This window comes from Shinella sp. G-2, from assembly GCF_050172695.1.
Taxonomy (GTDB): Bacteria; Pseudomonadota; Alphaproteobacteria; order Rhizobiales; family Rhizobiaceae; genus Shinella.
Map to the genome: position 1 here is coordinate 159,736 of NZ_JBBEYH010000003.1, position 13,276 is coordinate 173,011.

At 63.5% G+C, this 13,276-nt stretch carries 9 protein-coding genes and 1 tRNA gene; 6 read left to right on the forward strand and 4 right to left on the reverse strand.

Going from position 1 to position 13,276, the window contains the following annotated elements:
• The first annotated feature begins 221 nt into the window (after nucleotides 1-221).
• Complete coding sequence (locus V8U06_RS07265; RefSeq protein WP_427140100.1) at nucleotides 222-620, forward strand: hypothetical protein; 399 nt, start codon at nucleotides 222-224, stop codon at nucleotides 618-620.
• An 87-nt stretch (nucleotides 621-707) separates the two neighbouring features.
• Here the strand turns inward: V8U06_RS07265 and V8U06_RS07270 are convergent.
• Together V8U06_RS07270 and cpdR1 are read right to left on the reverse strand one after the other, a co-directional pair.
• Nucleotides 708-782 (reverse strand) — tRNA-Val (locus tag V8U06_RS07270).
• A 94-nt stretch (nucleotides 783-876) separates the two neighbouring features.
• On the reverse strand, nucleotides 877-1,239 hold the full coding sequence (gene cpdR1 / locus V8U06_RS07275) for a response regulator CpdR1 (protein WP_023512679.1): 363 nt from the start codon (nucleotides 1,237-1,239) through the stop codon (nucleotides 877-879).
• Between the two features lie 190 nt (nucleotides 1,240-1,429).
• Between cpdR1 and V8U06_RS07280 the strand changes: the two genes are divergently transcribed.
• Together V8U06_RS07280 and hisN are read left to right on the forward strand one after the other, a co-directional pair.
• A complete protein-coding gene (locus V8U06_RS07280) occupies nucleotides 1,430-2,314 on the forward strand; it encodes an N-formylglutamate amidohydrolase (RefSeq protein ID WP_427140101.1) in 885 nt (294 codons plus the stop codon).
• Nucleotides 2,315-2,558: 244 nt separating this feature from the next.
• Nucleotides 2,559-3,332: a histidinol-phosphatase gene (gene hisN, locus V8U06_RS07285; protein WP_427140102.1), complete on the forward strand. Its 774-nt coding sequence runs from the start codon at nucleotides 2,559-2,561 to the stop codon at nucleotides 3,330-3,332.
• An 8-nt stretch (nucleotides 3,333-3,340) separates the two neighbouring features.
• On the opposite strand, the gene V8U06_RS07290 is transcribed toward hisN, so the two are convergent.
• On the reverse strand, nucleotides 3,341-4,303 hold the full coding sequence (locus tag V8U06_RS07290) for an alpha/beta fold hydrolase (RefSeq protein WP_427140103.1): 963 nt from the start codon (nucleotides 4,301-4,303) through the stop codon (nucleotides 3,341-3,343).
• Nucleotides 4,304-4,780: 477 nt separating this feature from the next.
• Between V8U06_RS07290 and V8U06_RS07295 the strand changes: the two genes are divergently transcribed.
• Nucleotides 4,781-5,242 carry an Hsp20 family protein gene (locus V8U06_RS07295; protein WP_427140104.1) on the forward strand — a complete coding sequence of 154 codons (462 nt, stop codon included), beginning with the start codon at nucleotides 4,781-4,783 and terminating at the stop codon, nucleotides 5,240-5,242.
• Nucleotides 5,243-5,324: 82 nt separating this feature from the next.
• Here V8U06_RS07295 and V8U06_RS07300 read toward each other — a convergent pair whose 3' ends face one another.
• On the reverse strand, nucleotides 5,325-6,371 hold the full coding sequence (locus V8U06_RS07300; protein ID WP_427140105.1) for a threonine aldolase family protein: 1,047 nt from the start codon (nucleotides 6,369-6,371) through the stop codon (nucleotides 5,325-5,327).
• A 515-nt stretch (nucleotides 6,372-6,886) separates the two neighbouring features.
• Between V8U06_RS07300 and gltB the strand changes: the two genes are divergently transcribed.
• On the forward strand, nucleotides 6,887-11,611 hold the full coding sequence (gltB, locus tag V8U06_RS07305) for a glutamate synthase large subunit (protein ID WP_427140106.1): 4,725 nt from the start codon (nucleotides 6,887-6,889) through the stop codon (nucleotides 11,609-11,611).
• A gap of 182 nt (nucleotides 11,612-11,793) precedes the next feature.
• Complete coding sequence (locus V8U06_RS07310) at nucleotides 11,794-13,251, forward strand: glutamate synthase subunit beta (RefSeq protein WP_427140107.1); 1,458 nt, start codon at nucleotides 11,794-11,796, stop codon at nucleotides 13,249-13,251.
• The last annotated feature ends 25 nt before the right edge of the window (nucleotides 13,252-13,276 follow it).

Sequence of the window (13,276 nt, forward strand, 5' to 3'; positions counted from 1 at the left end):
GGGGTAATCGTGCGATGGGGAGTATTCGCCGCGCGCCCCTTCCATGCCGAATTCGATTGCCTTTTCACAGGCTTGGTATCGCCGTCGGCTAGAAAAGGCGACTTGTACCGACCATCATATGAGCGCAAAACAATGGCAGCCGTCAACTGTTTCCTGCACGGCATATGTGTATTTCCGCCGTGCCTTTCGCGGGCGCGAAAAAGCGTGCAAAGGAAGGGTCAATGCCCCGAAAACAAACGGAAAATCCGAAAGAAGCCGAAGCGCTGGCTTTTGCACAGAAGGCAATAGAGGCCGGCGTCGACGGGCACCATGCCGAGGCGGTCAAGCATTGGCAAGCCGCATCGGACTATGCGGATTCGCATCTTTCCGGCGCGGATATCGACCACTGGATCAAGAGCGGCCTCGGCGCTGCCCTCTACGATAGCGGCGCGTATCGGGAGGCCATTGCCGTCTCGATGAAGGCGCTCGACTGGTGCGCATCCCACAAGCATCCCCTGCCGGCGATCACCCTTGCGCGAAGCTACCGGCGGCTCGGCGATCATGCTGCGGCGCAAACCTATCTCGATCAGGCCCGTTTCCTTGCAGGCGACCCGAATCTCGAAATCTGGGAAGAGGATTGATTCGACCCAAATCATCCCGCTCAGGGATGGCGAAAACCGGAAAAGCAAAAGGCCCTTCGGTTTCCCGAAAGGCCTTTGAAAATCGAATGGTGGGCGTGACAGGGATTGAACCTGTGACCCCTACGATGTCAACGTAGTGCTCTCCCGCTGAGCTACACGCCCATCCGATGAGGGGCATAGACCACAAAACGTCCGGCGGCGTCAATAGGCTTTTTGAGCTTTTTTTGCGCGCCGATTTTGCGGTCTTTTCCGGGCCTTAGGCGGCCAGCATCTTGTTGACCTCTTCGACGAGGTCGCGCAGGTGGAACGGCTTGGAGAGGACCTTGGCGTCCTTCGGGGCCTTGGAATCCGGGTTGAGCGCGACGGCCGCAAAGCCGGTGATGAACATCACCTTGAGGTCCGGGTCGAGCTCGGTGGCGCGACGCGCCAGCTCGATGCCGTCCATCTCCGGCATCACGATGTCGGTGAGCAGAAGCGAGAAGGGTTCTTCGCGAAGCCGGTCATAGGCGCTGGCGCCGTTGTCGTAAGACAGCACCTGGTAGCCCGCCTTTTCGAGCGCCTTCACCAGGAAGCGGCGCATGTCGTTGTCGTCTTCGGCGAGGAGAATCTTGGGTGTCATGGAATTCGGGAACCGTTGCTAAAGGTTGTCGGCCCACAAGGGGGCGGTTCTGTTACAAGAGCGTAATCCGGTAAATATCCGGTGAATGGGGCAGGGCAAGGCCTCGTCCCTCCTTTCTCAGTATGGACACGCGGCAAGCCCGCTGGCAACATGCCGAGATAAGGACTTTCAGGCATGGTAAAGGACAGTGATGGCGGGAGCCTCAAGCGAAAACAGCCACTTTGAAGTGCTGGAGCCGGTTTCGCAGAGCGTGCCCCTCGTCTTCAATTCGCCCCATAGCGGGCGTCGTTATCCACAGGACTTCCTCGATCGCTCGCGCCTCGATTCGCTCGGCATCCGCCGTTCGGAAGACCATTATGTCGACCAGCTCTTCTCCGTGGCGCCGGCGCTTGGTGCGCCCATGCTTGTCGCGCACTTCCCGCGCGCCTGGCTTGACGTCAACCGCGAGCCCTACGAACTCGATCCGCGCATGTTCGACGGCCCGTTGCCGTCCTTCGCCAATACCGGTTCGATCCGCGTCGCGGGCGGGCTCGGCACCATTCCGCGCGTCGTTGCGGAAAACATGGAAATCTACCGCCATCGCTTTTCCGTGGAAGAAGCGCTGGAGCGGGTGGAGACGGTCTACAAACCCTATCACGCGTGCCTGCGCCGCCTTGTGGTGCGCACCCATGTCGCCTTCGGCTTTGCGGTGCTGATCGACTGCCATTCCATGCCGGGCAATATCCGCGTGTCGGGAACGGGCGTGAAGCCGGATTTCATCATCGGCGACCGCTATGGCACCAGCGCCTCCGGAGAACTTTCCCGCGTGGCGATGCGGCTTCTCGAGGACATGGGCTTTTCGGTGGTGCGCAACAAGCCTTACGCGGGCGGTTTCATCACCGAACACTACGGCCGGCCGGCCAAGGGGCTGCATGCCCTGCAGATCGAGGTCAATCGCGGCCTCTATGTGGATGAAACGACGCTGGCCAAACGGCCCGACTTCGCGGTGCTGCAGACGGCGATTTCCGCCTTCCTGCAGGACTTCTGCGAGCATGTCGAGGCGTTTGCCGCCGACCGGGCGCTGGCTGCGGAATAGTCCGGCGTTCCCGTCAAAAAAAACCGCGCTTGCGGCGCGGTCAAGTCTAGGGAGGAAACACCCAAGGAGGGTATTACAGCCCCGAAGGACTGCAAGAAAACGGTAATGCTGCGTTGCACAAATGTCAAGTGCGGCTGCGAAGCAAGAGGGCGATTTCCGTGAAGGCCTTCGACCGCAATCCGGTTCCGTTTTTTCCGCCGATGCAGTAAGGAAGTCGGGTGTAAAATCCCGCCGAGAGAGCCCCATGCTTCCAGACCGCGCCTTCTTCGACCTCCTTGCCGATGCGGCCAGGAAGGAAACCCTGCCGCGCTTCCGCGTCGGGGCTGATGTCGTCAACAAGGAGGCTGCCGGTTTCGACCCGGTGACCGAGGGCGATCGTGCCGCGGAAGCGGCTATCCGGGTGCTCATCGAGCAGCATTTCCCCGATCACGGCATTCTCGGCGAGGAGCACGGCTCCGTCGGTCTCGACCGCGAATATGTCTGGGTGATCGACCCCATCGACGGCACACGCGCCTTCATTTCGGGCGTGCCGGTCTGGGGTACGCTGATCGGCCTCTATCGCAATGGCGATGCGGTCATGGGCCTCGTCGACCAGCCCTTTACCGGCGAACGCTACTTCGCCGATGGCAAGGCTTCGCACTATGCCGGTCCCGATGGCAGCAAGGTGCTTTCGACGCGCGCCTGCAACAGCCTGTCCGACGCCATCATGTTCACCACGTCGCCGCATCTCTTCACCGAGAGCCGCAAGACCCGTTTCGAGGCTGTGCAGGACAAGGTGCGGCTCTTCCGCTACGGCGTCGATTGTTATGCCTATGCGCTGCTGGCGGCGGGCCATATCGACCTCGTCGTCGAATGCGGGCTGAAGCCCTACGATGTGGGCGGCCTCATTCCGGTCATCGAACAGGCGGGCGGCATCATTACCGCCTGGGATGGCGGGCCGGCGGAAATGGGCGGTGAGATCATCGCGGCCGGCAGCCGCAAGGTCTATGACGAGGCGATGGCGCTGCTCCGGGCGTAGGGGCTTGCTCAGGCGCCGAGGCTGGTTTCCTCGGCGTCGCTGCCCGGAATGAAGGCGTCGATGGCGGCGAGCGCCTGCGCGCGATAACGGTCCGCTTCCTGGAAAAGCTCATGGCGCGCGCCGTCGATCTCGATGAGACGGGCGGCGCGGAAGATGCGGGCAAGGTCGCCGACGGCCTTGCGCGGCACGAGCACATCCGCGGTCGGGCAAAGCAGAAGCGTGGGAATGCGGATGCGTGTCAGGTGGTCCTGATGCGTCACGCGCCGCATGGCGCCCAGCGTTTCGTTGAGCCAGCGCGCGCTCGGCCAGCCGATGGAAAGCGCTGGATGCTCGGCATAGATGGCGGCGTTGCGGGCAAAGCGCCGGGTGTCGGAACTGACGACATTGCGCGCGAAATCGAACGACGGCTCGCCTTTTCGGAAAGTGCGCTTGCCGAAGCCGGCGAGCGAGGCGAGGCGGGCGATGACGGCGATCTTGCTCTGGCTCATCGATTGGCCGCCAAGGGCGATGAAGGGCGCGGTGAGCACCATGCGCTCGATGCGGTTCTCCAGTTCCGGCGCCTGGGAAAGCGCGACGAGCGCGCCCGTCGAATGGGCGACGAGGAAGAAGGGCAGGCGCGCATCCGGCAGCACGATCTTTTCCAGAAACAGGGAAAGATCGGCCTCGTAATCGGCGAAGCGGGCGACATGGCCGGCGCGGCTGCCGTCGATGAGACGGCCGGAGCCGGCTTGCCCACGCCAGTCGAAGGTGGCGACCCAGAGGCCGCGGGCTGTCAGGTCCTCGATCGTCTCGAAATATTTTTCGATGCATTCGCTGCGGCCCTGCAGCAGCACGACCGTGCCCTTGGCTTCGCGCTCCTTCGAGCGGAACACGGCATAGCGGATCTTCACGCCGCCACGGCCCTCCAGGAAACCGGCAAAGTGGTTTTCCGGGATGGGATTGTCGGCAGTGGCGTAGAGGATGGAATCCATCGGGCGGACGCGTCTCGGATCGGGTCTTCGATGGATAGGCGCTGGTACCGCCGCCGTCAAAGAAAAAGAGCCGTCAAAGAAAAAGGGCCTCAAAGAAAAAAGCCGGATGCATGTGACACGGGGGTGAGACACATGCAGTCCGGCGCAATTTGACCGAGGCGGAAGGGACGTTGCACCCCAGTCGTCGAAAGTTGTTGCTTCCGATGTTGTGGTTCTAGCAGGGCCAAGCTGAACGCTATCCGAAGCGATCGTTCATTTGCCGTTCATCGCGAAATTTCCGGGAGGCGTGATTTTCCGGCGGGGTATCCCCCTTGAACGGGCGGAAAAGCGTTCCCATCTCATCGTCACGGGCGCCGAAAGGGTCCGTCGAGGCTGCCGTCGCCAGAATGGGGCGGAGGCCGGATGAACCGGGCCGTTCCTTCGGAAATCTGGAGCAGCCCTCAGAAGACCGCAACCGTTGCTCTGAAGGAGGACACCATGCGTCACGTCGATTTCTCCCCCCTTTATCGTTCCACCGTCGGTTTCGACCGTCTCTTCACCATGCTCGACAGCCTCGGCCAGCCGGATCAGGCCCAGAGCTATCCGCCCTACAACATCGAGCGCACCGGCGAAAACACCTATCGCATCACCATGGCGGTGGCCGGTTTCGACGAAAGCGAACTGTCGATCGAGGCGCGCGAACATGCGCTGACCGTCAAGGGCGAGAAGAAGGACGATGCTGCCGAAGAAAGCCAGTATCTCTACCGCGGCATTGCCAAGCGCGCCTTCGAGCGCCGCTTCCAGCTCGCCGATCATGTGGAAGTGCGCGCCGCTTCGCTGAAGAACGGCCTTCTCCACATCGATCTGCTTCGCGAGATCCCGGAAGCCGCCAAGCCCCGTCGTATCGAGATCGCCGCCATCGGCCGCGAAGCCACGCAGATCGAAGCGCAGACCAACTGAGCCGCTTCGGTTCGGACTGAAGAGGGCGCCCCGAAAGGGCGCCCTTTTTGTTTGCGCCAGGCGCGGTGGTGGACGGTGCGTTTCAGAGCGCCGAGAGGAAACCGTCCACATCCGCTTCGCGCGTCGCAAAGCTGGTGACGAGGCGGATCAGGGTTTCGTCTTCCCGCATGCCCGCCTTCAAATCCGGGCCGGGGTGCCAGTCGTAGAAGGTGGCACCCTTCGCGCGCAACGCCGCGGCTGCATCGTTGCGCAGGATGGCGAAGAGTTCGTTCGAGCCGGTCGGCCAGGCGAGGCGGGCCTTGCCGGAGGCGGCGAAGCCCTGGGCGAGGCGGTTCGCCATGGCGTTGGAGTGCCGGGCGAGGTTCAGCCAGAGGCCGTCGCGGAAATAGGCATCGAACTGGGCGGCGATGAAGCGGGATTTGGAGAAGAGCTGGGCAGAGCGCTTGCGCAGGTAATGCATCTGCCGTGCCTTGGCCGGATCGAACAGAACGAGCGCTTCGGCGCACCAGCAGCCGTTCTTCGTGCCGCCGAAGGAGAGGATATCGACGCCGCGTCTCCAGGTCATGTCGGCCGGCGTCGCGTCGAGATGGACGAGAGCGTTGGCAAAACGCGCGCCGTCCATATGCAGCGGCAGACCGGCCTTTTTCGTGACGTCGGAAAGAGCGGCGATTTCATCGAGCGTATAGGCTGTGCCGGCTTCGGTCGCCTGGGTGATGGTGACGGCCATGGGCTGGCCGCCATGCACGAAATCCGGCGGGAATCGGCCGATGGCGGCGGCAAGGGCATCGGGCGTCATCTTGCCGGCGGAGCCGTCGATCGGCACGAGCTTGGAGCCTGTCGCGAAGAACTCCGGCGCGTTGCATTCGTCCATGTTCACATGGGCCTCGCGGTGGCAGAAGACCTGCCCGCCCGGCCGGTTGAAACTGGCGAGCGCCAGGGAATTAGCGGCCGTGCCCGTGCCGACGAAGAAGACGGCGACCTCGCGCTCGAAAATCTCGCTGAATATCTTTTCCACACGCTTGTCGAGGTCGCTGGTGCCGTAGGCGGACGCGAAGCCACCGGCAGCCTCCACGAGGCTCCGTGCGATGTCGGGATGGGCGCCTGCCCAGTTGTCGGAAGCGAAAAACATGCGGTTTCCAATGCGAATGAGGCCCTGCGGAGGACCATAGTGAAGAAAAAACGGCGATCAATCGCCGGAATCGGCCGAAAGGACCGTTTTTCCGGAAAATGAAAGGAACGGAAACAAAGCGCCGAAGGCTCGTAATTTAATTTCAAGCTCTCACCGGCGCGGGCAATTTTTCTTCATGAGGTGGTGATTATTTGGCATGATGGCCTTGCGGGGTGGGGGTGTTTCTGGCATAGAGCACATGAAATAGGACAGTGTTGCTGTCCTATTTCGGTCAAGAGACCGAAGAGGCACCCTCCGCGACGCCGGACGGTGCCGAAAACGGCGCCGGGCGGGATGCATTCCCGAAATGCCCGAAGCCACGACGGTCCCGATGATCGCATGCTGATCGGCCGTCCTGTTCGGCTGCATCAGGTTCAGGAAGCAGACGCTCGGTGCTCGCACTTGCCGGAAGGCAGGCAGCGGCCACACGAGCCCAGACGGATGCCTGCAAGGCGCGGGCCCAACGGAGGAAGACAATGGTGGTGAAGACTCAAGCACATGATTTGCGGCAGACCCGGGCGCAGACAACTGCGACGGGCGCCAAAACGCGCGCCGCCACGCCGGGCCTGCCGAAAAAACAGGGACTCTATGATCCGCGCAACGAGCATGACGCCTGCGGTGTCGGTTTCGTGGCGCATCTGAAAGGCAAGAAGTCGCATCAGATCGTCCAGGACGGGCTTTTCATGCTCGAGAACCTGACGCATCGCGGCGCTGTCGGTGCCGACCCGTTGATGGGTGACGGCGCGGGCATCCTCGTCCAGATTCCGGACCGCTTCTTCCGCGAGGAGATGGCAAAGCAGGGCATCACGCTGCCGAAGGCAGGCGAATATGCCGTGGGCCACATCTTCATGCCGCAGGATGAGAAGCTGGTCGACTATTTCAAGAAGGTCATCGCCGACGTGACGGCGGAAGAGGGGCAGGTACTGCTCGGCTTCCGCGACGTGCCGGTCGACAATGCCTCGCTCTCCAAGGCCCCCGAGATCGCCGCCACCGAGCCGCGGCATGTGCAGGTGTTCATCGGCGCGGGCCGCGAGGCCGCGACGAACGGCGAATTCGAGCGCCGTCTCTTCACCCTGCGCAAGGTGATCTCCAACCGCATCTACGACGAATACGAGGGCGAGGAGAGCAACTTCTATCCCGTCTCGCTGTCCTCGACGACCATCGTCTACAAGGGCATGTTCCTTGCCTATCAGGTGGGCGCCTATTACAAGGACCTCGCCGACCCGCGCTTCGAGTCGGCCGTCGCCCTCGTGCACCAGCGCTTCTCCACCAACACCTTCCCGTCGTGGAAGCTGGCGCATCCCTACCGCATGGTTGCCCATAACGGCGAGATCAACACGCTGCGCGGCAACGTCAACTGGATGGCGGCGCGCCAGGCCTCCGTCTCCTCGCCGCTCTTCGGCGACGACATCACCAAGCTCTGGCCGATCTCCTACGAGGGCCAGTCGGACACGGCCTGTTTCGACAACGCGCTCGAGTTCCTCGTGCGCGGCGGCTATTCCATGGCCCATGCGGTCATGATGCTGATCCCCGAAGCCTGGGCCGGCAACCAGCTGATGGGTCAGGAGCGCAAGGCGTTCTACGAGTATCACGCCGCCCTCATGGAACCGTGGGACGGCCCCGCCGCCGTCGCCTTCACGGACGGCCGGCAGATCGGCGCGACGCTCGACCGCAACGGCCTGCGTCCCGCCCGCTACCTCGTCACCGACGACGACCGCGTCATCCTGGCTTCCGAGGCCGGCACGCTGCCGGTCAAGGAAGAGAGCATCGTCAAGAAGTGGCGCCTCCAGCCGGGCAAGATGCTGCTCATCGACATGGAAGAGGGCCGCATCATCTCCGACGAGGAGGTGAAGTCCGCGCTCGCCGCCAAGCATCCCTACCGCGACTGGCTGGACAACACCCAGATCATCCTGGAAGACCTCGGCCCGGTCGAGCCGCGCGCGCTGCGCCGCGACGTGTCGCTGCGCGACCGCCAGCAGGCTTTCGGCTATACCCAGGAGGACACAAGGCTCCTGATGTCGCCGATGGCGACGACGGGGCAGGAGGCGATCGGCTCCATGGGTACGGACACGCCGATCTCGGCGATGTCCGACAAGACCAAGCTGCTCTACACCTACTTCAAGCAGAACTTCGCGCAGGTGACGAACCCGCCCATCGACCCGATCCGCGAGGAACTGGTCATGAGCCTCGTCTCCTTCATCGGACCGCGGCCGAACATTCTCGATCATGGCGGCGCGGCCAAGGCCAAGCGCATGGAAGTGCGCCAGCCGATCCTCACCAATGGCGACCTGGAGAAGATCCGCTCCATCGGCCATGTCGAGGACCGCTTCGACACCAAGACGCTGGACTTCACCTATGACGTCTCGCGTGGAGCCGAAGGCCTGCCGGAAATTCTCGACCGGCTCTGCGAGCGCGCCGAACAGGCCGTCACCTCCGGCTACAACATCATCGTGCTTTCCGACCGCCAGATCGGTCCGGATCGCGTCGCGATCCCGGCGCTTCTGGCGACCGCCGCCGTGCACCACCACCTGATCCGCAAGGGGCTTCGCACCTCGGTCGGCCTTGTCGTGGAATCCGGCGAGCCGCGCGAAGTGCATCACTTCTGCCTTCTGGCCGGCTATGGCGCGGAAGCGATCAACCCGTATCTCGCCTTCGACACGCTCACCGACATGCACAAGCGTGGCGAGTTCCCGAAGGAAGTGGACGCGGAGGAAATCGTCTACCGCTACATCAAGGCCATCGGAAAGGGCATCCTGAAGGTCATGTCCAAGATGGGCATCTCGACCTACCAGTCCTATTGCGGCGCGCAGATCTTCGACGCCATCGGCCTCTCCTCCGCGCTGACGGACAAGTACTTCTTCGGCACGGCGACGACCATCGAGGGCATCGGCCTCGACGAGATCGCGCAGGAGACCTTCAACCGCCACAAGGCCGCCTTCGGCCGCGATCCGCTGCTGGCCAACACGCTGGATATCGGCGGCGAATATGCCTACCGCATGCGCGGCGAGGAACACGCCTGGACACCCGACGTCATCGCTTCGCTGCAGCACGCGGTTCGCGGCAACGCGGCCGACCGCTACAAGGAATTCGCCGAGCTGGTGAACGCCTCGTCGCTGCGCATGAACACGATCCGTGGCCTCTTCTCGATCAAGGGTGCGGATGCGCTCGGCCGCAAGCCGATCTCCGTCGACGACGTCGAGCCGGCGGTCGATATCGTCAAGCGTTTCTCGACCGGGGCGATGTCCTTCGGCTCGATCAGCCGCGAGGCGCATACGACGCTTGCCGTCGCCATGAACCGGATCGGCGGCAAGTCGAACACCGGCGAGGGCGGCGAGGAAGCGGACCGCTACATGCCGCTGCCGGACGGTTCGATGAACCCCGAGCGCTCGGCGATCAAGCAGATCGCCTCCGGCCGCTTCGGCGTGACGACCGAATATCTGGTCAATGCGGACATGCTGCAGATCAAGGTCGCGCAGGGCGCAAAGCCCGGTGAGGGCGGCCAGCTGCCCGGCCACAAGGTGGACGCGACGGTCGCCAAGACCCGTCACTCCACGCCCGGCGTCGGCCTCATCTCGCCGCCGCCGCACCATGACATCTACTCGATCGAGGACCTGGCGCAGCTCATCTACGACCTGAAGAACGTCAACCCCGAGGCCGATATCTCGGTCAAGCTCGTCTCGGAAGTCGGCGTCGGCACGGTTGCCGCCGGCGTCGCCAAGGCGCGTGCCGACCATATCACAATTGCCGGCTTCGACGGCGGCACGGGTGCCTCGCCGCTCACCTCTTTGAAGCATGCCGGCTCCCCATGGGAAATCGGCCTTGCCGAGACGCATCAGACGCTCGTGCTCAACAAGCTGCGCTCGCGCGTCGCCCTTCAGGTCGACGGCGGCCTCAAGACCGGCCGCGACGTCGTCATCGGGGCGCTGCTCGGTGCGGACGAGTTCGGCTTTGCCACGGCGCCGCTGATCGCTGCGGGCTGCATCATGATGCGCAAGTGCCATCTCAACACCTGTCCGGTCGGCGTCGCGACGCAGGATCCGGTGCTGCGCAAGCGTTTCAAGGGCGCGCCCGAGCATGTCATCAATTACTTCTTCTTCGTTGCCGAAGAGGTGCGCGAAATCCTGGCCTCGCTCGGCGTCCGCTCGCTGAACGAGATCATCGGCGCCTCCGAACTTCTCGAGAAGGAGACGATGATCTCGCACTGGAAGGCCAATGGCCTCGACTTCTCCCGCATCTTCCACAAGGTCGATGCGCCGAAGGAGGCGACCTACTGGACCGAACGGCAGAACCATCCGATCCAGGACATTCTCGACCGCAAGCTCATCGAGCAAGCAAAGCCCGCGCTGGACGCGAAGACGCCTGTCGCCTTCGCGGTCGACATCAAAAACGTCGACCGTTCGGCGGGGGCGATGCTCTCGGGCGAAGTGGCCAAGCGTTACGGCTTCAAGGGCCTGAAGGACGACACGATCTCCGTGACGCTCAACGGCACGGCGGGCCAGTCCTTCGGTGCGTTCCTTGCCCGCGGCATCACCTTCGATCTCGTCGGCGCCGGCAACGACTATGTCGGCAAGGGGCTTTCGGGTGGTCGCATCGTCGTGCGTCCTCCGGCCGACAACAGGGCGGTGCCGCATGAATCGATCATCGTCGGCAACACGGTTCTCTACGGCGCGATCTCGGGCGAGTGCTACTTCAACGGCGTCGCCGGCGAACGCTTCGCCGTGCGAAATTCCGGTGCTGTGGCCGTCGTCGAGGGCGTGGGCGACCATGGCTGCGAATACATGACCGGCGGTGTCGTCGTCGTCATCGGCCAGACGGGCCGCAACTTTGCGGCCGGCATGTCGGGCGGCGTTGCCTATGTGCTGGACGAGGAGGGTGATTTCGCCCGCCGCTGCAACATGGCGATGGTCGAACTCGAGCCGGTGCCGGAAGAGGACGACATGTTGGAGAAGCTGCATCACCACGGCGGCGACCTCATGCACAAGGGCATGGTCGACGTGTCCGACGACATGACGCGTCACGACGAGGAACGGCTCTACCAGCTCGTCTCGAACCACCTGCACTATACGGGCTCGCCGCGGGCCAAGGAGATCCTCGACAAATGGGCCGAGTATCGTCCGAAATTCCGCAAGGTGATGCCGGTCGAGTATCGCCGCGCGCTCGAAGAGATGGAGCGCATGAGGATGGGGGTCGCTGCCGAGTGAGGCAGCGGTTCATCTACCTTCACCGGCTGGTTTCGCTGAGTGTGGCCGTCGCGGTCCCGGGGATCGCGACCCTCGTGAACGGCGAAATCAGGATCGAATTCATCGTGCTGGGTTTGGTGGCTGGAGCCGCCTACTGGTACTGGGGGCCTACGGGCGCCCCGCTTTGAGCAAGGATTATTGAAGTGGGCAAGGTAACTGGTTTCATGGAAATCGACCGGCAGGTGGCGAAGTATCAGCCGGCCTCCGACCGCATCCGCCATTTCCGCGAATTCACCATCCCGATGTCGGATGCCGAGGTGCAGAAGCAGGCCGCGCGCTGCATGGACTGCGGCATTCCCTATTGCCACGGTCCGACCGGGTGTCCGGTGCACAACCAGATCCCGGACTGGAACGACCTCGTCTATAACGGCAACTGGGAAGAGGCGATCCGCAACCTGCATTCGACCAACAACTTCCCGGAATTCACCGGCCGCGTCTGCCCCGCACCCTGCGAGGAAGCCTGCACGCTGAACCTGGAAGACACGCCCGTTTCCATCAAGACCGTCGAGCAGGCGATTGCCGACAAGGCCTATGAGATGGGCTATATCGTGCCGCAGCCGGCGACGGTGAAGACCGGCAAGAAGGTCGCCGTCATCGGCTCCGGTCCGGCCGGCATGGCGGCTGCCCAGCAGCTCGCCCGCGCCGGCCACGAGGTCCATCTCTACGAGCGCGAATCCAAGGCCGGCGGCCTGCTGCGCTACGGCATTCCGGATTTCAAGATGGAGAAGAACTTCATCGACCGCCGCGTCGACCAGATGCGCGGCGAGGGTGTGACCTTCCACTACGGGGTCAATGTCGGCGTCGACAAGACGATGGATGCGATGCTCTCCGAGCACGATGCCGTGCTCTATTGCGGCGGCTCGGAAACCCCGCGCGATGCCGGCATTCCCGGGGTCGATTTCGCCGGCGTGCACGATGCCATGCCCTATCTCGTGCAGCAGAACCGCCGCGTCGGCCGCGAGAACATCGACAGCGTCGGCTGGCCCTCCGCGCCGATCCTGGCCGGCGGCAAGCACATCGTCGTCGTCGGCGGCGGTGACACCGCATCGGACTGCGTCGGCACCGCCTTCCGTCAGGGCGCGGTAAAGGTCACGCAGCTCGACATCCGCCCGCAGCCGCCGGAAAAGGAAGACAAGCTCGCTGTCTGGCCCTTCTGGGCGACGAAGATGCGCACCTCGTCCTCGCAGGCTGAAGGCGCCGTGCGGGAGTTCCAGGTCGGTACGCTGGAATTCGTTGGCGACGAGGACGGCGTGCTGACGGGCGTCAAGTGCTGCCAGGTCGACGACCGCCGCAAGCCGATCGCCGGCACGGAGTTCATCATCAAGGCGGACCTCGCCTTCATCGCCATCGGCTTCCGCGGTCCCTTCACCGACAGCGTGCTGAAGGACCTCGGCAGCCGGCTGACGATCAACACCGACAAGCGCGGTTCCTCGAACGTCGTTGCCAACGACCGCGACTACAAGACCTCCGTCGACAAGCTCTGGACCGCAGGGGACATTCGTCGCGGCCAGTCGCTGGTCGTCTGGGCGATCCGCGAGGGACGCCAGGCGGCGCGCGCCATCGACGAGGCGCTGATGGGCTCGACCACGCTGCCGCGGTAAGGCGGCCGGAAAACAGCAAAGGGCG